This window comes from Novosphingobium sp. NFX11 (assembly GCF_057376415.1).
In genome coordinates this window covers 1,094,312-1,116,135 of the sequence record NZ_CP080384.1, presented here as the reverse complement: position 1 = coordinate 1,116,135, position 21,824 = coordinate 1,094,312, and the positions used below count along the sequence as shown (strand labels likewise).

Here is a 21,824-nt window from a genome sequence, read left to right as displayed (position 1 = left end):
ATCTTATCCCGCGATCACCCAGCTGATGGCGCCGACAAGGCCCAGCAGCATGACAAGAGCGTAGCTGTAGAGATAGCCCGATTGGACTTTCTGCGCGTAAGTCGAACCCTTGGCGACGACAGCCGCCGCACCGTCGGGACCGAAGCGGTCGATGATGCCGATATCGAGCACCTTCCAGAACACGCCGCCCAGCCAGAAGGCAGGCTTGACGAAGATGGTGTTGTAGAGCTCGTCGAACATCCACTTGCGGTAGACGAAGGTGTGGACCGGGCCGAGCTGGTCGGCGACCGCCTTCGGGAACGCGGTGTTCTTGATGTAGCCGTACCAGGCGGTGACGAAGCCGATGGCCATGACCGTGAACGGCGCCCACTTCACCCACATCGGAACACCGTGCATGGCGTGGATCAGGTGCTCGTGGAACACCAGCGCGCCCTTCCAGAACTCGCCCTCGCCTTCGGAGACGAAGGTATGGTTGAAGACGAAACCGGCAGCGACGGCGCCGACCGACAGGATCAGCAGCGGCAGCAGCATCACCAGCGGGCTTTCGTGCGGGTGGTAACCACCCGTGCCGTCGCCATGGTCGCCGTAGTCCGGACCGCGCATGCCGAGATCGGCAGGTGCGTGGGCATGGTCATCGTGCGCGTGGTCGTCATGAGCATGCGCGTCATCATGACCGTGCGCGTCGTGGGCATGATCGTCATGGCCGTGACCATGGGCGTCATGAACGGCGTGCTGGACGTGCTCCGACTGGTTCCAGCGCGGCTTGCCGAAGAAGGTCAGGAAGACCAGGCGCCACGAATAGAAGCTCGTCATCAGAGCGGCGAAGATGCCCATCCAGAAGGCGAAAGTGCCCACCTGGCTGCCCGAACCGAAGGCCGCTTCGAGGATCGCGTCCTTCGAGTAGAAGCCCGCGAAGCCGATCACACCGGCGATGCCGACACCGGTGATGGCCAGCGTACCCGCCGTCATCGTCCAGAAGGTGATCGGGATCTTCTTACGTAGACCGCCGTAGAAGCGCATGTCCTGCTCGTGGTGCATCGCATGGATGACCGAACCGGCGCAGAGGAACAGCAGGGCCTTGAAGAAGGCGTGCGTGAACAGGTGGAACATGGCCGCACCGAACGCGCCCGAACCCGCTGCGAAGAACATGTAGCCCAGCTGCGAACAGGTCGAATAGGCGATGACGCGCTTGATGTCCCACTGCGTGCAGCCGATCGTGGCGGCGAAGAAGCAGGTGCAGGCACCGACCACGGCGACGACGTGCATCGCGGTCTCGCTCTGCTCGAACATCGGCGAAAGACGGCAGACCATGAAGACGCCCGCGGTGACCATCGTGGCAGCGTGGATCAGCGCCGACACCGGGGTCGGGCCTTCCATCGCGTCCGGAAGCCAGGTGTGCAGGCCAAGCTGCGCCGACTTGCCCATCGCGCCCACGAACAGCAGCAGGCACAGCACCGTCATGGTGTCGAACCGGTGGCCGAGGAAGCCGATGGTCGAACCGGCCATCGTCGGCGCGGCGTGCAGGATCTCGGGGATCGAGACAGTGCCGAACACCAGGTAGGTACCGAAGATGCCGAGCATGAAGCCGAGGTCACCGACGCGGTTGACCACGAAGGCCTTGATCGCGGCGGCGCCGGCCGAAGGCTTGCGGAACCAGAAGCCGATCAGGAGGTACGAGGCCAGGCCCACGCCTTCCCAACCGAAGAACATCTGCACCAGGTTGTCCGCCGTCACCAGCATGAGCATGGCGAAGGTGAACAGCGAAAGGTACGCGAAGAAGCGCGGCTGATCCGGCTCCTCGCTCATGTAGCCCCACGAATAGAGGTGCACGAGCGCCGAGACCGAAGTGATGACCACGAGCATGACGGCGGTGAGCGTATCCACGCGCAGAGCCCAGTCGAAGGTCATCGTGCCCGAAGCGACCCACTTCAGAACCGGGAAGACGCTGGCTTCAGCGCTGCCGGTCAGGAAGGCAATGAAGATCGGCCAGGACAATCCGCAGGCGATGAACAGCGCGCCGGTCGTCAGCACCTTGGGCACGACGAAGCCGAGCGACTTGTTCGCGAACCCGGCAAGGATCGACGCCAGCAGCGGCAGAAAGACGATGAGGTAGATCGACACGGACTTACCCCTTCATCCGGTTGACGTCGTCGACGGCGATGGTGCCGCGGCCACGGAAGTAGATCACGAGGATAGCAAGCCCCACTGCGGCCTCGCCGGCTGCCACCGTCAGCACGAACATGGCGAAGATCTGGCCAGTCAGGTCGTGCAGGAAGGCGCTGAACGCGACGAGGTTGATGTTCACCGCAAGCAGGATCAGTTCGATCGACATCAGGATGACGATGATGTTCTTGCGGTTGATGAAGATGCCGAGGACGCCGAGCACGAAGAGGATCGAGCTCACGACCACGTAATGTTCGACGCCGATCACAGCGAGACCCCTTGCCGATTTCAGGCTTGACGTTGACCGTCGCGTCCTGCGGACGGCGCTGGTTCTGCTTGCTGATTTTCTGGCCGCGCGTGTCGTTACGCTGGCGGTGGGTCAGCACGATGGCACCGATCATGGCGACGAGCAGGATGACGCCCGCGGCCTCGAACAGGAACAGGTAGCGGCTGTAAAGCAGTCCGCCGATCGCCTCGATGTTCGAGAGACCCGCAGCCGTTGCAGCAGTACCATCCGGCGTGCCCAGTTCCAGGTTACCGGCGCGGTAGGCACCGATGCCCAGCACGATCTCGGCCAGCAGCACGATGGCCACCAGCGCCCCGAACGGGAAGTAGCGGACGAAACCGGCGCGCAGTTCGGCGAAGTCGATGTCGAGCATCATGACGACGAACAGGAACAGCACCGCGACCGCACCAACGTAGACGATGACCAGCAGCGCCGCGATGAACTCGGCGCCGGTCAGCACCATCAGGCCGGCGGCGTTGAAGAACGCCAGGATCAGCCAGAGCACCGAATGCACCGGGTTGCGCGAGAGGATGGTGATGGCGCCGGAGGCCACCGTCATCACCGCGAAGAGGTAGAAGGCGATAATATGGATCATGGGAAGCCCGTTTCCTTGCGCGCGCCGGTTAACGGTACGGCGCGTCGGCTTCAAGGTTCGCGGCGATAGCACGCTCCCACTTGTCCCCGTTCGCCAGCAGCTTGGCCTTGTCGTAAAGCAGTTCTTCGCGCGTTTCGGTCGCGTATTCGAAGTTCGGCCCTTCGACGATGGCATCGACCGGGCAAGCTTCCTGGCAGAAGCCGCAGTAGATGCACTTGGTCATGTCGATGTCGTAGCGCGTGGTGCGGCGCGAACCGTCCACTCGCGGCGCCGCCTCAATGGTGATCGCCTGCGCCGGACAGATCGCTTCGCACAGCTTGCAGGCGATGCAGCGTTCCTCGCCGTTGGGATAACGGCGCAGGGCGTGCTCGCCGCGGAAGCGGGGCGAAAGCGGGTTCTTCTCGAACGGGTAGTTGATCGTCGCCTTGGGCTTGAAGAAATACTTCAAGGTCAGCCAGTGCGCCTTCACGAACTCCCAGAGCGTGAAGCTCTTTATGAGGTATGCGACGGTCATGCGAAGTGTCCGGTAGCCATGAGGTAGCCGCTGACGATCACAACGAAAGCGAGCGAAACGGGGAGGAAGACCTTCCAGCCCAGGCGCATCAGCTGGTCGTAACGGTAACGGGGCACCGTCGCCTTGACCCAGCTGAACACGAAGAAGAAGAAGAAGATCTTGAGCAGGAACCACACGAAGCCCGGGATCAGGTAGAGCACCGGAATATCGAGCGGCGGCAGCCAGCCACCCCAGAACAGCGTCGCGTTGAGCGCGCACATCAGGAGCACGTTGGCATATTCACCCAGCCAGTAGGCGGCGAAGGCCATCGACGAATATTCGGTCTGGTAACCGGCGACGAGTTCGGATTCCGCTTCGGTAAGATCGAACGGCGCACGCTGCGTTTCCGCAAGGCTCGACACCAGGAACATCACCCACATCGGGAACAGCAGCGGGTTCGCGACGAAGCCGTTGATGATGCCGAAAACGTGGCCCTTCTGCGCCAGGACGATGCCGTTCATGTTGAACGTACCGGCCCACAGGACGACGCAGATCAGGATGAAACCGATCGAGACTTCGTAGGAAATCATCTGCGCCGAGGCGCGCATCGCCGAGAAGAACGGGTACTTCGAGTTCGAAGCCCAGCCCGCCATGATCGTGCCGTAGACGCCCAGCGAGCTGATCGCGAGGACGTAGAGCAGGCCGATGTTGATGTTGGCCAAGATCGCGTTCGAATTGAACGGGATCACCGCCCAGGCCATCAGCGCCACGGTAAAGGTGACGACCGGCGCGATCAGGAAGATGCCCTTGTTCGCAGCCGAGGGGATGATGGTTTCCTGAAGGAAGACCTTCAGGCCGTCCGCGAAGGACTGCAGCAGACCGAACGGACCGACGACGTTGGGACCACGGCGCAGCGCCATGGCAGCCCAGATCTTGCGGTCGACGTAGATGATCATCGCGACGGCCAGCATCAGCGGCAGCGCGATCAACAGGATGCCGCAGATGGTGGAGAGGAGCCATGCCCCTTCGAAGGGCATCCCGAGGGACTGGAAGAACGAAGTCATTCCGCGGCCTCCGCGAACTCTTCACCGTGCAGCAGCTCGGCCGAGCAACGCTGCATCGTCGCGCTGGCGCGCGCGATCGGGTTGGTCATGTAGAAGTCCTTGATCGGATAAGCGATCGCGCCCGAAGCCGAACCACCGCCCGCGGGCAGAGCCGCGCCGTAGTCCGCCAGACCCTCGACGCCGAGCGCCGGGACCGAGGCGACCATGGCAGCGCGAAGCTGATCGAAGCTGTCGAAGCCGACCGAAACGCCGAAGGCATCGGCCAGCGCGCGCAGGATCGTCCAGTCCTCACGCGCGTCGCCGGGCGCGAAGACGGCCTTGTCGGCGAACTGCACGCGGCCTTCGGTGTTGACGTAAGTGCCGGCCTTCTCGGTGTAGGCCGAGGCGGGCAGGATCACATCGGCAGCGTGGGCCGCCTTGTCACCGTGGTGGCCGATGTAGACGATCATCGAGTCCGCGAACTTCGTATAGTCCACTTCGTCGGCGCCGAGCGAGATCAGCACCTTGGGCTTGGCGGCGGCGAGGTCGGCGATGCCGCCCTTCTGCGCGTAGCCGAGCATCAGGCCGCCCATGCGCGAAGCCGCCATGTGCAGGACGTTGAAACCGTTCCAGGCGGTGCCGTCTTCCAGCGTGCGGACGAGGTTGAGCTGGCCTGCCAGGGCAAGGCCGGCTTCCAGACCGCCACGGCCAAGAGCCGCGCCGCCCAGGATCACCGCCGGACGCTTGGCGCCCGAAAGGGTGTCCGCGACGTGGCCCGGCAGGTTGCCGATCAGCGAGAGGTCTTCGCCGAGGAACTCGCCGCCGAAGGTGGTTTCCCACTCCGGACCGATGAGGAACACCTTGGCGCCGCGCTTCACGGCCTTGCGCAGACGGACATTGACCGTCGGCGCTTCCCAGCGAACCATCGAGCCGACGATCAGGATGGCGTCAGCCGTCTCGATGTCGTTGAAGGTGGTGTTGAAGTTGACGGCGGCCAGGCTCGACGTGTCGTAGTCCATGCCGGTCTGGCGGCCTTCGAGCAGGCTCGAGCCGAGCGCACCGACGAGTGCCTTGGCGGCAAACATCGTCTCGCAATCGACCATGTCGCCCGCGACAGCCGCAATCGAGGCGCCGGGGTTCAGGGTCGACAGAGCGGCGAAGGCCTCGTTCCAGGTGGCCTGGACCAGCTTGCCGTCACGGCGCAGGAACGGCTTGTCGAGGCGGCGCTTGGTCAGGCCGTCGACCTGGAAGCGCGCCTTGTCGCTCAGCCATTCCTCGTTCACGTCGTCGTTGTTGCGCGGAAGTGCGCGGAGCACTTCGCGGCCACGCGCGTCGATGCGGATGTTGGCGCCGGTCGCGTCGGAGACGTCGATCGAGAGCGTCTTCTTCAGCTCCCAGGGACGCGCTTCGAACGCATAAGGACGGCTGGTGAGCGCGCCGACCGGGCACAGGTCGATCACGTTGGCCGACATCTCGTGATGCGCGGCCTTCTCCAGATAGGTCGTGATCTGCATCGTCTCGCCGCGATAGAGCGCGCCGATCTCGTCCACGCCGGCGATCTCTTCCGAGAAGCGCACGCAGCGGGTGCAGTGGATGCAGCGCGTCATCGTGGTCTTGATGAGCGGGCCCATGTACTTCTCGGTTACCGCGCGCTTGTGCTCGTGATACCGCGAACCGCCGCGACCGTAGGCGACCGACTGGTCCTGCAGGTCGCACTCGCCGCCCTGATCGCAGATCGGGCAATCGAGCGGGTGATTGATGAGAAGGAATTCCATCACCCCTTCCCGCGCCTTCTTGACCATTTCGGAATCCGTGCGGATCTCCTGGCCTTCGGTGGCGGGAAGCGCGCAGCTTGCCTGCGGCTTGGGCGGTCCGGGCTTCACTTCAACCAGGCACATGCGGCAGTTGCCGGCAATGCTCAGGCGCTCGTGATAGCAGAAGCGCGGGATTTCCTTGCCGGCGAGTTCGGCGGCCTGCAGCACGGTGGCGCCTGCAGGAACCTCGATCTCGACGCCGTCTACTTTTACCTTAGGCATTATTCTGCAGCCTCTTGCAGCGAGCCGTGGCGCGCTTCGATGCGGCGCTCGATCTCGGGACGGAAGTGCTTGATGAGGCCCTGGATCGGCCACGCGGCTGCGTCACCGAGCGCGCAGATGGTGTGGCCTTCGACCTGCTTGGTGACCTGCTGGAGCATGTCGATTTCCTCGACATGCGCGTCGCCGGTGCGCAGGCGTTCCATCACGCGCCACATCCAGCCCGTGCCTTCACGGCACGGGGTGCACTGGCCGCAGCTTTCATGCTTGTAGAAGTACGAGAGGCGCGAAATAGCGCGGACGATGTCGGTGGACTTGTCCATGACGATGACGGCGGCAGTGCCGAGGCCCGAGCCAACCGCCTTTAGGCCGTCGAAGTCCATCGGCGCGTCCCAGATGTCGGCGGACGGCACCAGCGGCACCGACGAACCGCCGGGGATCACCGCCAGCAGGTTGTCGCGGCCGCCGCGAATGCCGCCGCAATGACGCTCGATCAGTTCGCTGAACGGGATCGACATCTCTTCCTCGACCACGCAGGGACGGTTCACGTGCCCGCTGATCTGGAAGAGCTTGGTGCCCTTGTTGTTCTCACGCCCGAAGGAGGAGAACCACGAAGCGCCGCGACGCAGGATGGTGGGCGCAACCGCGATCGATTCCACGTTGTTCACCGTGGTCGGGCAGCCGTAGAGGCCCGCGCCGGCCGGGAACGGCGGCTTCAGGCGGGGCTGGCCCTTCTTGCCTTCGAGGCTCTCGATCATCGCGGTTTCTTCGCCGCAGATGTAAGCGCCTGCGCCGCGATGGACGAAGACGTCGAAGTCGTAGCCCGAACCCGCCGCGTTCTTGCCCAGCAGGCCCGCCGCATAGGCTTCCTCACGCGCGGCGAAGAGCACTTCGGCCTCGCGGATGTATTCGCCGCGGATGTAGATGTAGGCCGCGCGCGCGCCCATCGCGAAACCGGCCACCAGAGCGCCTTCGAACAGAAGGTGCGGATCGTGGCGCATGATCTCGCGGTCCTTGCACGAACCCGGCTCGGATTCGTCCGCGTTGATCACGAGGAAACTGGGCTTGGGGTTGCCGTTCTGGTCGAGCGGCGGCTGCTTGGGCATGAAGGACCACTTCATGCCGGTGGGGAAGCCCGCACCGCCGCGCCCGCGCAGACCCGAAGCCTTCATCTCGTCGATGATGGCGTCACGGCCGCGCGCGATCAGGTCCTTGGTGTTGTCCCAGGCGCCGCGCGCCTGCGCTTCCTTCAGGTTCCACGGCTGGAAGCCGTAGAGGTTGGTGAAGATGCGATCCTTATCGAGGAGAGCCATTACCACTCGCTCCGATAGTCATGGTTTTCGGTCATCATGGCGACGAGGTTGGTCGGCTCGCCCACCGGTTCCACGGTGTGACGTGCCGGGTCCTGCGTGCCTGCCTTCGGCGTCTCGCCGCGCGCCAGTGCGTCGAGCACGGCGTTCAGGCGGTCCGAGGTCAGGTCCTCGTAATTGTCGTCGTTGATCTGGACCATCGGGGCCGAGGCGCAGTTGCCCATGCACTCGACCTCGGTGAACGACCAGAGGCCGTCGGCCGAGATGTGGCCCTTCTTCATGCCGCGCGACTTGCAGGTCGCCAGCAGATCGTCCGAACCGCGCAGCATGCACGGGGTGGTGCCGCAGACCTGAACGTGGAAACGACCGATCGGCGCGATGTTGTACATCGTGTAGAACGAGGCGACCTCGACCACGCGGATGACCGGCATGGCGAGGTACTCGGCGATGTATTCCATCACCGGGATCGGCAGCCAGCCCTGCGTGTTCTCTTCGGCACCGACCTGGCGCTGGGCAAGGTCGAGCAGCGGCATCACCGCCGAGCGCTGGCGCCCTTCGGGATAGCGCGCGACGATGTCCTTGGCCTTGGCGGCGTTCGCCTCGGTCCAGGCAAAATTACCCCAACGGGCCCGCAATTCGGGCGTATCGGGTTCGATATAGCGGTCAGCCATGCTTACCTCTGCGCTTCAGCCACTGATCCTGGCCGAAAAAGAAAATCTCGAAGCCGCCGATGGCAGTCGCCAGCATGGCGATCATCGGCGAGGAGCGATCCCGAGCCAAAGAACGACGAAGTAGAGCCCGACGAGGAACAGACCCGTGAGGGTCGCCCAGATACGGATCATTTCTACAGTGTTGAACTTCGTCACAGGTCCCACCCCTTTGCGATCATCAACGAATGAATTCGACGCGCGAACACTTGTCGCCTTCGAAGCTGTAGACCGCGATCACGTCGAACGGGTCCACGAGTTCCGAACCGTCGCTCGCAGGGCCGCGCGTCACGTGCTCGCGCATCAGCACGTAAGCGCCGATCTGCGAGGCTTCGACGATCTCGGCCTTGTTCTGCGGCCACTTGGCGAAAGCGGCGGCGAGGCCCGAACGGGTGCCCTCCTTGCCTTCGCGCACGACGGCGCCGCGATAGTTCGCCTCGCAGGCCTCATCGGTCATGTACGAGACGTACGTATCGACGTCCTGCGCGTTGTAGGCCGCGATCATGGCCTTGGCGGTGTCGAGATTGCTCAACGGTCGCACTCCCCGAACACGATGTCCATGGCGCCCAGGATCGCCGTGGCGTCCGGCAGCATGTGCCCCTTGGACATGAAGTCCATCGCCTGCAGGTGGCTGAACGCGGTCGGGCAGATCTTGCAGCGGTACGGCTTGTTCGAGCCGTCCGACACGAGATAGACGCCGAATTCGCCCTTGGGGCTTTCGGTCGCGACGTAGACTTCGCCCGCCGGAACGTGGAAGCCTTCGGTGTAGAGCTTGAAGTGATGGATCAGCGATTCCATCGAGGACTTCATCTCGGCGCGCTTGGGCGGAACGACCTTGCGGTCGGTGGAAGCCACCGGACCTTCGGGCATTTCGCGCAGGCACTGCTTCATGATGCGGGCAGACTGGCGCACTTCCTCGGCACGGCACATGAAGCGGTCGTAGCAGTCGCCGCTGGTGCCGACGGGAACCTCGAAGTCCATGCGGTCATAGACGTCGTAGGGCTGCGCCTTGCGGATATCCCAGGCGATGCCCGAACCGCGGATCATCGGGCCGGAGAAGCCCCATGCCAGCGCGTCTTCCTTCGACACCGTGGCGATATCGACGTTGCGCTGCTTGAAGATGCGGTTGTCGGCGACGAGGCTCAGCGCGTCCTCGAACAGTTCCGGCAGGCGCGTGTCGAGCCAGTCGGCGATGTCGGTCAGCAGCTTGAGCGGCACGTCCTGATGCACGCCGCCGGGACGGAACCAGGCCGAGTGCATGCGGGCGCCCGAGGCGCGCTCGAAGAAGTTGAGGCAATCCTCGCGGATTTCGAACAGCCACAGGTTCGGCGTCATCGCGCCGATGTCCATGATGTGCGAACCCATGTTCATCATGTGGTTGCAGATGCGGGTCAGCTCGGCGAACAGCACGCGAAGGTACTGGGCGCGCAGCGGAACCTCGAGGTTCAGCAGCTTCTCGATCGCGAGCACGTAGGAGTGCTCCATGCCGAGCGGCGAGCAGTAATCCAGGCGGTCGAAGTACGGCAGCGCCTGGAGGTACGTCTTGTGCTCGATCAGCTTTTCGGTGCCGCGATGGAGCAGGCCGACGTGCGGATCGATCCGCTCGATGATCTCGCCGTCCAGTTCCATGACCATGCGCAGAACGCCGTGGGCCGCCGGATGCTGGGGACCGAAGTTGATCGTGTAGTTGGTGATGACCTCGTCGCCGGTGGTGGGCGACTGTTCAAGCAGCATGCTCACTTGACGTCTCCCTTGTCCGGACGGCTTTCGGTTTCCTTGGGCGCCTCAGGGGCCTTCCCGTCTTCGGTCTTGGCCGGAGCGGGTGCGGATTCCTTTTCGACAGCCTTTTCGTTCGCCTTTTCACCGGCGCCGGTGTCGGCCTTGCTCTCGGTCGCCTTGGGCGTCGGAGCCGCAGCCGGAGCGGCAGGCGCAGGCGCCTTCTCGTCACCCGGAAGGATGTAGTCGGCGCCTTCCCACGGGCTCATGAAGTCGAACTGGCGCAGATCCTGCGCGAGGCTGACCGGCTCGTACACAACGCGCTTGTCCTCTTCGGAATAGCGCAGTTCCTGGTAGCCGGTGAGCGGGAAGTCCTTGCGGAACGGGTGGCCCTCGAAACCGTAGTCGGTGAGGATGCGGCGCAAGTCCTTGTTGCCGGCGAAGATCACGCCGTACATGTCGAACACTTCGCGTTCCAGCCAGCCGGCGTTCGGCCACAGCGTGGTGATCGTCGGGACCGGGGTGTGCTCGGCCGCCGTCACCTTCGCCATGATACGATGGTTCTTGGTGACCGAAAGCAGCATGTAGACGACTTCGAAACGCTCAGGACGCGACGGATAATCGACGCCGGCCATTTCCATCATCTGCTGGTATTCGTGATCGTCGCGCAGGATGCGCAGCGCGTTCTCGATCTCGTCTCGCGCGATAGTGAGCACGATTTCGCCATGCTCCTCCTTCGCGGAGACGACCTTGGGGCCCAGCGCGGCGACGAGAGCGTCGAGGACGCCCTCGTTCGAGGCGATCTTCGGAGCGGAATGCAGAACGGGCATCTGGCCTTACCTCTCGACGGTGCCCACGCGGCGGATCTTCCGCTGCAACTGCATCACGCCATAAAGCAGCGCTTCGGCAGTCGGCGGGCAACCCGGCACGTAGATGTCGACGGGCACGATGCGGTCGCAGCCGCGCACCACCGAGTAGCTGTAGTGATAGTAGCCGCCGCCGTTGGCGCAGCTGCCCATCGAGATGACGTACTTCGGCTCCGACATCTGGTCGTAGACCTTGCGGAGCGCGGGGGCCATCTTGTTGCAGAGCGTGCCTGCCACGATCATCACGTCCGACTGGCGCGGGGAAGCGCGCGGCGCGGCGCCGAAGCGCTCCATGTCGTAGCGGGGCATGTTGACGTGAATCATCTCGACCGCGCAGCACGCGAGGCCGAAAGTCATCCACCACAGCGAACCCGTACGGGCCCACTGGAACAGTTCCTCGGTCGAGGTGACCAAGAAGCCCTTGTCGGACACTTCCTGATTGAGATCCTTGAAAAACGACTGGTCGGGCGCGGTGATCGCGCCGCCGACCGGCGACATCGGGGCCAGAGGCTGGCCCGCCGAGTTAACGAGCGTGCTCATTCCCAGTCCAAAGCTCCCTTTTTCCAGGCATAGGCGAGGCCGATGGCCAGTTCGCCCAGGAATACCATCATCGTCGTCCAACCGGCCCAGCCCGTCAGCTTGAGCGACACGGCCCAGGGGAACAGGAAGGCAGCTTCGAGGTCGAAGATGATGAAGAGGATCGCCACCAGGTAGAATCGCACGTCGAACTGGCTGCGCGGATCTTCGAAGGCGGGGAAGCCGCACTCATATTCGCTGTTCTTGTCTGCGCTGGGCTGGTGCGTGCCGGTCAGCCGGGCAACGCCCAGCGGAAGGAACACGATCACGGACGAAAGCCCAAGCGCGATCACCAGGAAGATGAGGATCGGCAGGTATTGCGACAGATCGGTCAATGTTCTTGCCTCTTACCGCGAATGCGACGTTGGCGGACTCGAATATGTCATGGTGAGCCCGTCAAGTTGGCGCGTCCTTAGGCCAGCCCACCGCGCCTCGCAAGGGTATCCCGGCACAATAATCCGCCATTCGCATTGCATTGCAACACGACAAAGTGTCCAATCCCGCAGTTTCCCGGCGCTTGCCCACCCCGAGGCGCCTGACGCAATCGTCAAGTCGCTTCGTGCAACCGGTTTATTGCGAATTGTTCGCGAAACGCGGCGGACATATCTTGGCAATCGGGCGGAGCTTCCCATCTCCGGAGGAAACCGGCGGGACGGTGTAGAGGCGCCTCGTACTGTCGCATCATTGCAATTGACGCAGCGCAACATTATCCCATTCGTCAACTAGAACAGTCATCAGTGTGAAAGGTATGCCAATGGCCCAGATTTCGGCTTCCGACCCGATCGTCATCCTCTCTTATGCGCGCACCCCCATGGGCGGTCTGCAGGGCGTGCTGGCGGACGTATCGGCGACCGACCTCGGCGCGACCGCGGTGAAGGCCGCCGTCGAGCGCGCTGGCGTCGCGGGCGAGGACATCGAGCAGATCTACATGGGCTGCGTGCTGCCCGCTGGTCTCGGCCAGGCCCCTGCCCGCCAGGCCGCGCTGAAGGCCGGCCTGCCCAAGTCGGTGCAGGCTACCACCGTCAACAAGGTCTGCGGCTCGGGCATGCAGACCGTGATCATGGGCGCCGAGGCACTGGCCGCCGGTTCGCTCGACGTGGTGATCGCGGGCGGCATGGAATCGATGACCAACGCCCCGTATCTTTCGAAGAAGCACCGTTCGGGCGCACGCGCCGGTCATGACACGATCTACGACCACATGTTCCTCGACGGTCTGGAAGACGCCTACGAAGGCGGCTCGATGGGCTCGTTCGCGCAAGTCACCGCCGACGAATACCAGCTGACCCGCGAGAACCAGGACGATTACTCGATCGAGTCGCTGCGCCGCGCGCAGGAAGCGATCACCTCGGGCGCCTTCGCCGCAGAGATCGTCCCCGTCACCGTGAAGACGCGCAAGGGCGAAGTCATCGTCGACACCGACGAGCAGCCGCCCAAGGGCAATCCGGACAAGATCCGCACCCTGCGCGCCGCCTTCGCCAAGGACGGCACGATCACCGCCGCCAGCTCCAGCTCGATCTCGGACGGCGCGGCCGCCGTGGTGCTGACGCGCAAGAGCGTGGCCGATGCCAAGGGCCTGACGCCGGTGGCTACCGTCGTCGGCGTCGAGGCTCACGCGCAGGAGCCGGCCAAGTTCACCACCGCCCCGGTCGGCGCAATCACCAAGTTGGTCGAGAAGGTGGGCTGGAACCTCGCCGACGTCGACCTGTTCGAAGTCAACGAAGCCTTCGCCTGCGTTGCCATGTTCGCGATGCACGACCTCGGCATCCCGCATGACAAGGTCAACATCCACGGCGGCGCCACCGCGCTCGGCCATCCGATCGGTGCTTCGGGCACGCGCATCATCGTGACGCTCATCAACGCGCTCAAGGAAAAGGGCCTCAAGAAGGGCGTCGCCAGCCTCTGCATCGGTGGCGGCGAAGCCACGGCGATCGCGGTCGAACTGGCCTGACGACAAGGAAATGCCCTCTGCCCGCAACCCGGGCAGGGGGCATTTCCTAACGCGCGGCGTGTCTTGTGGTGGGCGATCCGTGTCATCGTCATCCCCGCGAAGTCGGGAACCCCTCTCCTGACAGTTCCTGTTGCACCGGCATCAGCTGGGTCCCCGCCTTCGCGGGGATGACGAACGGTGTTTCAGTCAGACATGACCTCACTGCGGGAACAGAGTTAGGCCCGTGTTAACCAATCAACCCTAACAGCCATCAGGTTTCTGATGACTAGGGTTGCCGATGTTCGACGTTCTGCTGTGCATTCACGATCAGCATGACAGATGGTTTGTCCTGCTGGCAGCCGCGATCTGCGTCGTCTCCACCCTGTGCGCGGTGCAGTTGCTGCGTCATGCCCGCCACTTGTCGGGATCGGCTGCGTGCCATTGGATCGTGGGTGCGGGCAGCGCCATCGGCTTCGGCGTCTGGGCAACGCACTTCGTCGCGATGCTCGGCTACGGCCCGGGACTGGTCGTGGGATATCATGTTCCCGCCACCGTGATCTCGCTGCTCATCGCGGTGGTCATGACCTCGCTGTCGTTCGCGGTCTCCCTCGCCCTGCCGCATCGCAAGGGTTTCGCGCTTGCCGGCCTGCTCGCGGGCTCGGGCGTCATCGCGATGCACTACATCGGCATGTCCGCGATCGAGTTTCCCGCCGACATCCACTGGCGTCCCGCCTTCGTCGCGGTGTCGCTGCTCTTCGCGGTGCTGCCCGCCTGCCCCGCCCTCGCGCTTTCGGTCAAGGGGCGTTCGATTCTCAGCGCGCTGGCGGCTGCGGGCCTGCTGGCCCTCTCGATCGTGTCGCTGCACTTCACCGGCATGGCCGCGATGCAGTTGACGCCCGCGCCGCTCGACCTGCACGGCGGCACCCTGCTCTCCCCCGACAGCATGGCAGCCGCTATCAGCGCCGGATCGCTCGCCCTGCTCGCCATCAGCATCGCGGTCCTGAGCATCGCCCGCCGAGCCCGTCTGGTTCTCCATGCGACCGAGCGCGACATGAGCATTCTCGTCAAGGGCATCACCGACTGCGCGATCTACATGCTCGACCGCGACGGTCAGGTGGTCAACTGGAACGCGGGCGCACAGCGCCTGAAGGGCTACTCTTCCGATGAAGCCGTAGGCATGCCGCTCGCCGCGTTCTACACGCCCGAAGATCAGGCCGACGACCTGCCCCGCCGCGCCGTCGCCGATGCCGCCAAGACAGGCAAGTTCAGCGGCGAGGGCTGGCGCGTCCGGCGCGACGGCACCCGCTTCTGGGCTCACGTCACCATAGAGAAGGTCGCCAACGAACTTGGCGAGCACATCGGCTTCGCCAAGATCACCCGGGACATGACGCGGTTCAAGGAGGACGAGGACCGCGTTCGTGAAATGACGGGCCACCTCGACGCGGCGCTGGCCAACATGCACCAGGGCCTGTGCCTGTTCGACGCGGACGGCCGCCTGCGCATTGCCAATCCGCGCTTCAACGCGATCTGGGGAATCGCCCCGGACACCTCCCTGTCAGGCATGAAGGCCGAAGCCGTCGCGGGCGCCGTTCTCGCCGCGCCCGCCGGGCGCTCGGCCTCGCGCGGGCGCCGCGATGACCTGCATCGCCATTTCACGCGCCCCGTCGCCGACATGGCCGCCGCGTCGGTCACCCTCGACCTCGGCGAAACCCTCGTCGTATCGATGACGAGCCGCGCGATGCCCGGCGGTGGGCGCGTCGTGACGTTCGACGACATCACCGAACGCCGCCGCTCCGAGGCGAAGATCGCGCACATGGCGATGCACGACAACCTGACCGGCCTGCCCAACCGCAACAGCTTCGCCCACTGGATCGACGCCGAACTGGAAGAGGCGCGCCACTTCGGGCACCAGCTTGCCGTAGTCATGATCGACCTCGACCGCTTCAAGGAAATCAACGACACCCGCGGGCATTCCGCAGGCGACGCCGCTCTGCAACATCTCGCCCAGCGCATGGTCGATGTGCTCGACGACGGCGAGATCGTCGCACGCCTTGGTGGCGACGAATTTGCCGCCGCCAAGCGCTTCCGCGACCGGAACGAACTCGATGTATTCCTGCGGCGCGTCGAAGAGTGCTTCGCGACACCGTTCGGCTCGGACGACAACGCCTTTCACCTCGGCGGCAGCATCGGCCTCGCGGTGTTTCCGGAGGACGGCGCCCGACGCGAGCAGTTGCTCAACAACGCCGACCTTGCCATGTACCGCGCCAAGGGCAGCGTCACCGAACGCATCGCCTTCTACGAGCCGGAAATGGACGAGACGGCGCGCGCCCGCCGCCAGATCGCCAATGACCTGCGCCATGCAGTCGATCGCGGCGAACTCACGGTGCTGTATCAGCCCCAGCATGAACTCGCGACTGGCAGGCTGTCCGGCTACGAGGCCCTGCTGCGCTGGCGCCACCCGACGCGTGGGCTTGTCTCGCCGGTCGAATTCATCCCGATCGCCGAGGAGACCGGCGAGATCTTCCGCGTCGGCGAATGGGTCATGCGCGAAGCCTGCCGCGAGGCGCGGTCCTGGCCGGAGCATCTGAAGGTCGCCGTGAATCTCTCGCCCATCCAGCTACTGCAGAACGACTTCGTGGCGATCGTGCAGAACATCCTGATTGAGACCGGCCTGTCGCCGCGCCGCCTCGAACTGGAGATCACCGAGACCGCGATCATCGCCGACAAGCTGCGCGCCCTGCATTTCCTGCGCCAGATCAAGACGCTGGGGGTTAGCATCGCGATCGACGATTTCGGGACCGGCTATTCCTCGCTCGACACGCTGCACTCGTTCCCGTTCGACAAGATCAAGATCGACAAGTCGTTCGTGCTGCGCTCACAGCAGAGCGTGGAGGCCTGCGCGATCATCAAGGCCGTCCTCGCGCTCGGCCACAGCCTCAACGTGCCGGTTCTGGCGGAAGGCGTGGAGACGATCGAGCAACTGGACTTGCTTCGGGCACAGGGCTGCGACGAGGCGCAGGGCTTCTACTTCGGCAGGCCGGGCCTTTCGCCAAGCAGACTTGCCGCAGAAGCCGACTTCATGCAGCTCAGTTGAGCAATCAGGGCGCCCCGGTACCCCAGAGCTGGTCCTCGCGCACGAAACCCTTGTGCCCGTCGGTGTCGAACGGGCACCAGCCCTCTTTGCATTCACCGAGCAGGCCGACGACGCCGGGCTCGACGCGCCAAAGCATGGCGGACGCACCGTTGCCTTGGGCGCGCATTTCGATCAGGCTGCCGTCTTTGACCATTGCGGCTCTCTGGCGGGACAGCAGCAGGTCGCGCATCCAGCCTTTAGAGCCATCCGGATCCTCCACCAGTCGCCACGGCCCCTCGCGACGCAGAACCTTCACCGGCAGGTGCGGGCGTCGATAGACCCAGTCGATGCGATACGAATCGCCCGGCCCCACACGCAAATTCGCAATTTCGGCGTCGATCGAGGCCCAGTAGGGCACCTTATCGTCATTGGCGGCACGCGCCGGCTGCGCGGCAAGAAGGCCGAGCACGGCCGTCGCAAGCAGCAAGGGCGACGAAAAAAGCGGGACGGTTCATCGCGGCGATCTTACCGCGCGGCGAGGAGGCCCATCAAGGGCGCTTGACCACGCCCCTGTGGAAGGCCTAGCTCATGACCCGAAATGGACACCGCGCGCCCGCTCCCGCCCCGTCCCCGCGTGATCGTCACGCGACGGCTGCTGCCGGAGGTCGAAGCGCGCATGGCCGAGCTTTTCGACCTTGTCCCCAACCTCGACGACCGGCCGATGACGCGGGTGCAGTTGGAGACGGCTATGCACGATTGCGACGTGCTGGTGCCGACCGTCACCGACATGATAGACGCTGCAATGATCGCCGGTGCCGGTGAGCGCATCGCCATGATCGCAAGCTTCGGTGCGGGCACCGACCATATCGACCTCGCCGCAGCGCGGGCCCACCGCATTCTCGTGACCAATACGCCCGGCGTGTTCACCGACGACACCGCCGACCTGACGCTCGCGCTGATCATACTCGTCTCCCGCCGCTTCAGCGAGAACGCGCGGACGCTTCGCGAAGGGCGGTGGGAAGGATGGGCACCGTCTTCGATGCTGGGCCATTCCCTCAGCGGCAAGACACTAGGCATAGTCGGCATGGGACGGATCGGGCAGGCCGTGGCATACCGTGCACGGGCGTTCGGGCTGGAAATCCGTTACCATAACCGGCATCGGCTGCCCCCGGCGGTCGAGAACATGGTCTCTGCCCGCTACGAGCCCAATCTCGACCGGCTCGTCGCCGAGGCCGACATCCTGACGCTGCATTGCCCTGCCGGACCCGAAACCAGACACCTCATCGATGCCCGCCGCCTTGGCCTGATGAAGCCGGGCGCATGTCTCGTGAACACGAGCCGGGGACGTCTCGTCGACGAGGATGCGCTCGTCAAAGTACTGTCCCAGGAGCGCATCGCGGCGGCGCTCGACGTTTTCGAACGCGAACCGCAAGTCGATCCGCGACTGCTGGCTATGCCCAACCTCGTCGCCCTGCCCCACCTCGGCAGCGCCACTTACGAGGGACGCGGCGCGGCAGGTCACAAGATCGTAACCAACATCCGTTCCTGGGTCGATGGTCACCGCCCGCCCGACATGGTGCTGCCCGACCCGGCCTGAAGCCTCGATTCCTGAAGTACCAATGCTTCAAACCCCGGGCATCAATCCACTTCGGGATTGCAATCGCTTGTACCGAATTAGTTTCCTGATCTAACCCCCGTAAAGGGTTCGCCCGCTATCGCTGCGGCGAATCTCATGGGGAATGACGGCGCGATGATCAGGCGTTCGACAATGGCTGCCAGCTTGCCACTATCGATGGCCTTCGCGGTCTTGGGCACCGCATTTACACCAACGGTCAGCTTCGCGCAGGATGGACGACTCGACGTCGCGGACGGGGGCGACACTTCGTGGATGCTCGCCGCCTCGGTGCTTGCCCTGCTGGCATTGCCGGGCCTTGCACTCTTCTACGCGGGACAAGTGCGCGCAAAGAACGCGCTTTCCATCCTGGTCCAGTGCGGGGCAATTTTCGCTGCGGCTTCGATGGTCTGGATCATCGTCGGCTATACTATCGCGTTCGGCGACGTGGCGGGCGGCTGGCTGGGCAAGGGCAATGCCTGGATGCTGATCTCATTGGGCAACGTGCGTACGGGAACCAACGTTCCGGAAAGCGCCTATGCCCTGTATCAGATGGTCTTAGCTACCCTCGCTCCGGCCCTGTTCGTCGGCGCCGGAGCGGAACGCGCGCGGTTCGGATGGATCGTCACCTTCGCCGCACTGTGGGGCCTCGTCGTCTATGCCCCCGTCGCACACTGGTTGTGGGGTGGAGGCTGGCTTGCCGTCGGCGTGGGGACGCTCGACTGGGCGGGCGGCATCGTCGTCAACGTGACTGCGGGCGTATCGGCGCTGGTCGTCGCAGTGATGCTAGGGCGGCGCAAGGGCGTCACGCAAGGGGTTGTCGCACCCCAGAGCCCGGCATTGTCCATTGCGGGCATGGCGCTGCTGTGGATCGGCTGGCTGGCGCTGAGTGGCGGCTCCGCCATCGCCGCCAACGACGATGCCGCCGCAGCCATCATCGCGATGCACGTGGGCTCCGCCGCCGCCGCCATGACATGGTTGCTGGTCGAGCGGCTGACTGCCGGCAGGTCCACCGCGACCGGCTTTGCGACCGGCGCTATGGCAGGTTTGGCGACACTCGCTCCGGCAGCCGGCTTCGTATCGCCGGGCTCTGCCCTGCTGCTGGGAGCGCTGGGGGCATCATCTGCCACTTCGCGGCGCTGCTCGTCCGACGTAAACTGCTCATCGACGATGCGCTCGGCGTCTTTGCGATACAGGGCATAGGCGGCATCTTAGGATCGCTGCTGCTCGCCGTGTTTCTGTCCGAAAGCTTGGGCGGCGTGGGATATGGCGACGACATGAATCCGGTCGCGCAACTTGCGGCGCAGGGGATAGGCGTGCTGGTGGTCGCGGTATGGTCGCTCGTCGGCACGGTGATCCTCGCGCTCATGGCCTCACTGGCGTTCCCCATGCACGTGTCGGAGGATGCCGAGCGCGAAGGGCTGGACGGCGCCACCCACGGCGAACGGGCATGGAATTTCGATTGACTCTCACCCCCGCAAAACCGGAAATGCGGCGATGATCACCTATTTCCGGCAGGCTGGCCGCAGTGTCGCCCGCTCCCTGGACTTTCGCGGCAAGGCCGACCGCCGCGAGTTCGTCACCTACATCCTGATTTCGCAGATCCCGGTCGCAGTGCTGGCCCTGGCGACGAGTTGGCTCGATCCCAGCCCTGTCCTGCGCGCCGTCATGCTGGGCGTACAGGTGAAGGTCGCCCTGCCCCTGTTCGCCCTGTCGATCCGCCGCTTCCACGACCTCGGCCGAAGCGGCTGGTGGAGCGCCCCTCTGCTGATCCTCGTCGCCCGCATGCTGCTGCTGGAACTCGTCGGCATCCTTGCCGGATGGAGCGTGCGCAGCGCGATCGAGGCCGTGCTCAGCTATGTCGACTGGCTGCTGACCTTGCCCGCCGTCGCCAGCTTCCTTGCAATGGTCGCCTGGCCGTCCCGCTCCGAAACGACAATGGCCGGCACGGATCGCTCCGTACCGGCCGCTTGAAAGCCGCGTTGTCCTGTCCGATCAGTCGCCGGTCAGGATACGATCGACCAGTTCCTTCACGGTCGGCGTGAAGCCATTCGAATAGAACGGGTCCTGCTTGAACTTGTAGGCCGCGTGACCCGCGAACATCAGGTTCTCGTCGATCGGACCGCCATGGGCGATGTCCTGCAGCGTCTTCTGGATGCAGAAGCTGCGCGGGTCGGCAAGGCGGCCAGTGGTGTAGTCGTCGTGGTCCTTCCACGAAGAGAAACCGCAGTGCGACAGGCAGCCCATGCAGTCGGCCTGATCCTTGCGGATTTCGTCGCGCTCTGCCGGGTTCACGAAGATGATCGTGTCGTCCGGCGTACGCAGGCCATCGGTGAAGCCCTGCGCCGACCAGGTGCGCGCGCGCTCCAGATCCTTGGGGGCGACCCAGAAGTTCTTGCCCTTCACACCGACGTCGAGACGTACGGTGTGCACGCCCGCCTCAACCTTCGAATAGGGGATCTGACGCTCCGAGCGTGCTTCCAGATTGCGCAGGAACGGGTTGCGCACGGCCGAGGAATAGAAGCCGGTGGGCGAGAAGCGGTGGAGCAGCACGTCGCCGGGCTCCAGCGTGCGCAGATGATCCTTCCACGCCTGCGGGATCGGGCTCTCGTGCGTCAGCAGCGGACGGGTGCCGTACTGGAACGCGATCGAGCCGAGTTCCGGGTTGTCGATCCATTCGTTCCAGTCACGCAGGAACCAGACGCCGCCCGCCATCACGATCGGCACGCTGTCCGGCACGCCTTCCGCGCGCATGGTGTCGCGCAGGGCCTTGACGCGGGGATACGGATCCTCGGGCTTGAGCGGGTCTTCGGCGTTGGACAGGCCGTTGTGACCGCCCGCCAGCCACGGATCCTCGTAGACCACCGCGCCCATCAGGTCGGCGACCTTGTGATAGGCACGCTTCCACAGCGCGCGAAACGCACGCGCGGAGCTGACGATCGGCAGGTAGTTGACGTTGAAGCGCGCCGCGATCTCGGACAGCTTGTAAGGCATGCCCGCACCGCAGGTGACGCCCGTGACCATGCCCCGGGTCTTTTCCAGAACGCCTTCGAGAATCTGCTGCGCGCCGCCCATTTCCCACAGGACGTTGATGTTGATCGCGCCCTTGCCGCCCGAAATGTCGAAAGCCCGGCGGACCTGCTCGACCGCGCCGTCGATGGCGTAGTCGATCAGTTCCTGGTGGCGTTCTTTGCGGGTCAGTGCGTTGTAGATCTGCGGGATGATCTTGCCTTCGGCGTCGTAGCTGTCGGCATTCACCGCGCTGACCGTGCCGATGCCGCCCGCAGCCGCCCACGCGCCCGAACTCATGTGGTTCGTCGCGGCGACGCCCTTGCCGCCTTCGACCAGCGGCCAGACTTCACGGCCACCATAGATGATCGGCTTGAGACCCTTGAAACTCATTTTCTCTCGTCTTTCCCCAGGC

Annotated in this window: 18 protein-coding genes and 2 pseudogenes; 5 read left to right on the top strand and 15 right to left on the bottom strand. The window is 64.5% G+C overall.

What is annotated here, in order from left to right:
- Positions 1 to 3: 3 nt before the first annotated feature.
- The 13 genes and pseudogenes from nuoL to KZO24_RS05615 all read right to left on the bottom strand — a co-directional run bounded on the left by nuoL (position 4) and on the right by KZO24_RS05615 (position 12,123).
- Positions 4 to 2,121: an NADH-quinone oxidoreductase subunit L gene (nuoL, locus tag KZO24_RS05675; RefSeq protein WP_271183217.1), complete on the bottom strand. Its 2,118-nt coding sequence runs from the start codon at positions 2,119 to 2,121 to the stop codon at positions 4 to 6.
- Between the two features lie 4 nt (positions 2,122 to 2,125).
- A complete protein-coding gene (gene nuoK / locus KZO24_RS05670; protein ID WP_008833052.1) occupies positions 2,126 to 2,431 on the bottom strand; it encodes an NADH-quinone oxidoreductase subunit NuoK in 306 nt (101 codons plus the stop codon).
- Between the two features lie 7 nt (positions 2,432 to 2,438).
- Positions 2,439 to 3,044 (bottom strand): annotated as a pseudogene (locus KZO24_RS05665) (NADH-quinone oxidoreductase subunit J); the annotation flags it as partial.
- Positions 3,045 to 3,072: 28 nt separating this feature from the next.
- Complete coding sequence (gene nuoI / locus KZO24_RS05660; protein ID WP_008833054.1) at positions 3,073 to 3,558, bottom strand: NADH-quinone oxidoreductase subunit NuoI; 486 nt, start codon at positions 3,556 to 3,558, stop codon at positions 3,073 to 3,075.
- Positions 3,555 to 4,601: an NADH-quinone oxidoreductase subunit NuoH gene (gene nuoH, locus KZO24_RS05655; protein WP_036522919.1), complete on the bottom strand. Its 1,047-nt coding sequence runs from the start codon at positions 4,599 to 4,601 to the stop codon at positions 3,555 to 3,557. Before nuoH ends, nuoI begins: the two co-directional genes overlap by 4 nt.
- Positions 4,598 to 6,616, bottom strand: coding sequence for an NADH-quinone oxidoreductase subunit NuoG (nuoG, locus tag KZO24_RS05650; RefSeq protein WP_271183216.1), 2,019 nt, complete (start codon positions 6,614 to 6,616; stop codon positions 4,598 to 4,600). Before nuoG ends, nuoH begins: the two co-directional genes overlap by 4 nt.
- Positions 6,616 to 7,926 carry an NADH-quinone oxidoreductase subunit NuoF gene (gene nuoF, locus KZO24_RS05645; RefSeq protein WP_036522913.1) on the bottom strand — a complete coding sequence of 437 codons (1,311 nt, stop codon included), beginning with the start codon at positions 7,924 to 7,926 and terminating at the stop codon, positions 6,616 to 6,618. The genes nuoG and nuoF overlap by 1 nt, the downstream gene beginning before the upstream one ends.
- Entirely contained in the window at positions 7,926 to 8,594 is a 669-nt protein-coding gene (locus KZO24_RS05640) for a complex I 24 kDa subunit family protein (protein ID WP_271183215.1), read from the bottom strand. Before KZO24_RS05640 ends, nuoF begins: the two co-directional genes overlap by 1 nt.
- A 217-nt stretch (positions 8,595 to 8,811) precedes the next feature.
- Positions 8,812 to 9,162 (bottom strand): nuclear transport factor 2 family protein, encoded by a 351-nt coding sequence (locus tag KZO24_RS05635; RefSeq protein WP_271183214.1) that lies wholly within the window; start codon positions 9,160 to 9,162, stop codon positions 8,812 to 8,814.
- A complete protein-coding gene (locus KZO24_RS05630) occupies positions 9,159 to 10,364 on the bottom strand; it encodes an NADH-quinone oxidoreductase subunit D (protein ID WP_486487143.1) in 1,206 nt (401 codons plus the stop codon). The genes KZO24_RS05635 and KZO24_RS05630 overlap by 4 nt, the downstream gene beginning before the upstream one ends.
- A gap of 2 nt (positions 10,365 to 10,366) precedes the next feature.
- The gene (locus tag KZO24_RS05625) at positions 10,367 to 11,176 is read right to left on the bottom strand and encodes an NADH-quinone oxidoreductase subunit C (RefSeq protein WP_271183213.1); all 810 of its coding nucleotides are present in this window, start codon (positions 11,174 to 11,176) and stop codon (positions 10,367 to 10,369) included.
- Between the two features lie 6 nt (positions 11,177 to 11,182).
- On the bottom strand, positions 11,183 to 11,710 hold the full coding sequence (locus tag KZO24_RS05620) for a NuoB/complex I 20 kDa subunit family protein (protein ID WP_197524448.1): 528 nt from the start codon (positions 11,708 to 11,710) through the stop codon (positions 11,183 to 11,185).
- Positions 11,711 to 11,748: 38 nt separating this feature from the next.
- A complete protein-coding gene (locus KZO24_RS05615) occupies positions 11,749 to 12,123 on the bottom strand; it encodes an NADH-quinone oxidoreductase subunit A (RefSeq protein ID WP_008833064.1) in 375 nt (124 codons plus the stop codon).
- A 419-nt stretch (positions 12,124 to 12,542) separates the two neighbouring features.
- Here KZO24_RS05615 and KZO24_RS05610 point away from each other — a divergent pair, with 419 nt between their 5' ends.
- A complete protein-coding gene (locus KZO24_RS05610; protein ID WP_486486966.1) occupies positions 12,543 to 13,736 on the top strand; it encodes an acetyl-CoA C-acyltransferase in 1,194 nt (397 codons plus the stop codon).
- Positions 13,737 to 14,013: 277 nt separating this feature from the next.
- Positions 14,014 to 16,809 (top strand): bifunctional diguanylate cyclase/phosphodiesterase, encoded by a 2,796-nt coding sequence (locus KZO24_RS05605; RefSeq protein WP_486486965.1) that lies wholly within the window; start codon positions 14,014 to 14,016, stop codon positions 16,807 to 16,809.
- 4 nt (positions 16,810 to 16,813) lie between these two features.
- Here the strand turns inward: KZO24_RS05605 and KZO24_RS05600 are convergent, their stop codons facing one another.
- Positions 16,814 to 17,257, bottom strand: coding sequence for an SH3 domain-containing protein (locus KZO24_RS05600; protein WP_486486964.1), 444 nt, complete (start codon positions 17,255 to 17,257; stop codon positions 16,814 to 16,816).
- A gap of 129 nt (positions 17,258 to 17,386) precedes the next feature.
- On the opposite strand from KZO24_RS05600, the gene KZO24_RS05595 reads away from it, so the two are divergent.
- The 3 genes and pseudogenes from KZO24_RS05595 (at position 17,387) to KZO24_RS05585 (ending at position 20,374) form a co-directional block, all read left to right on the top strand.
- Complete coding sequence (locus KZO24_RS05595; RefSeq protein WP_271183209.1) at positions 17,387 to 18,385, top strand: 2-hydroxyacid dehydrogenase; 999 nt, start codon at positions 17,387 to 17,389, stop codon at positions 18,383 to 18,385.
- 135 nt (positions 18,386 to 18,520) lie between these two features.
- A pseudogene (locus KZO24_RS05590) lies at positions 18,521 to 19,866 on the top strand (ammonium transporter).
- A 31-nt stretch (positions 19,867 to 19,897) separates the two neighbouring features.
- On the top strand, positions 19,898 to 20,374 hold the full coding sequence (locus KZO24_RS05585) for a DUF805 domain-containing protein (protein WP_271183207.1): 477 nt from the start codon (positions 19,898 to 19,900) through the stop codon (positions 20,372 to 20,374).
- A 21-nt stretch (positions 20,375 to 20,395) separates the two neighbouring features.
- Here KZO24_RS05585 and KZO24_RS05580 read toward each other — a convergent pair whose 3' ends face one another.
- Positions 20,396 to 21,802: an NAD(P)H-dependent flavin oxidoreductase gene (locus KZO24_RS05580; protein WP_008830975.1), complete on the bottom strand. Its 1,407-nt coding sequence runs from the start codon at positions 21,800 to 21,802 to the stop codon at positions 20,396 to 20,398.
- Positions 21,803 to 21,824: the final 22 nt, after the last annotated feature.

Coding starts and splice junctions, on each gene's coding strand:
- nuoH (WP_036522919.1), bottom strand. CDS start 4,601: ATGACTTCGTTCTTCCAGTCCCTCGGGATGCCCTTCGAAGGGGCATGG.
- KZO24_RS05605 (WP_486486965.1), top strand. CDS start 14,014: ATGTTCGACGTTCTGCTGTGCATTCACGATCAGCATGACAGATGGTTT.
- KZO24_RS05630 (WP_486487143.1), bottom strand. CDS start 10,364: ATGCTGCTTGAACAGTCGCCCACCACCGGCGACGAGGTCATCACCAAC.
- KZO24_RS05620 (WP_197524448.1), bottom strand. CDS start 11,710: ATGTCGCCGGTCGGCGGCGCGATCACCGCGCCCGACCAGTCGTTTTTC.
- KZO24_RS05580 (WP_008830975.1), bottom strand. CDS start 21,802: ATGAGTTTCAAGGGTCTCAAGCCGATCATCTATGGTGGCCGTGAAGTC.
- KZO24_RS05625 (WP_271183213.1), bottom strand. CDS start 11,176: ATGCCCGTTCTGCATTCCGCTCCGAAGATCGCCTCGAACGAGGGCGTC.
- KZO24_RS05640 (WP_271183215.1), bottom strand. CDS start 8,594: ATGGCTGACCGCTATATCGAACCCGATACGCCCGAATTGCGGGCCCGT.
- KZO24_RS05610 (WP_486486966.1), top strand. CDS start 12,543: ATGGCCCAGATTTCGGCTTCCGACCCGATCGTCATCCTCTCTTATGCG.
- nuoF (WP_036522913.1), bottom strand. CDS start 7,926: ATGGCTCTCCTCGATAAGGATCGCATCTTCACCAACCTCTACGGCTTC.
- KZO24_RS05595 (WP_271183209.1), top strand. CDS start 17,387: ATGGACACCGCGCGCCCGCTCCCGCCCCGTCCCCGCGTGATCGTCACG.
- nuoG (WP_271183216.1), bottom strand. CDS start 6,616: ATGCCTAAGGTAAAAGTAGACGGCGTCGAGATCGAGGTTCCTGCAGGC.
- nuoI (WP_008833054.1), bottom strand. CDS start 3,558: ATGACCGTCGCATACCTCATAAAGAGCTTCACGCTCTGGGAGTTCGTG.
- KZO24_RS05585 (WP_271183207.1), top strand. CDS start 19,898: ATGATCACCTATTTCCGGCAGGCTGGCCGCAGTGTCGCCCGCTCCCTG.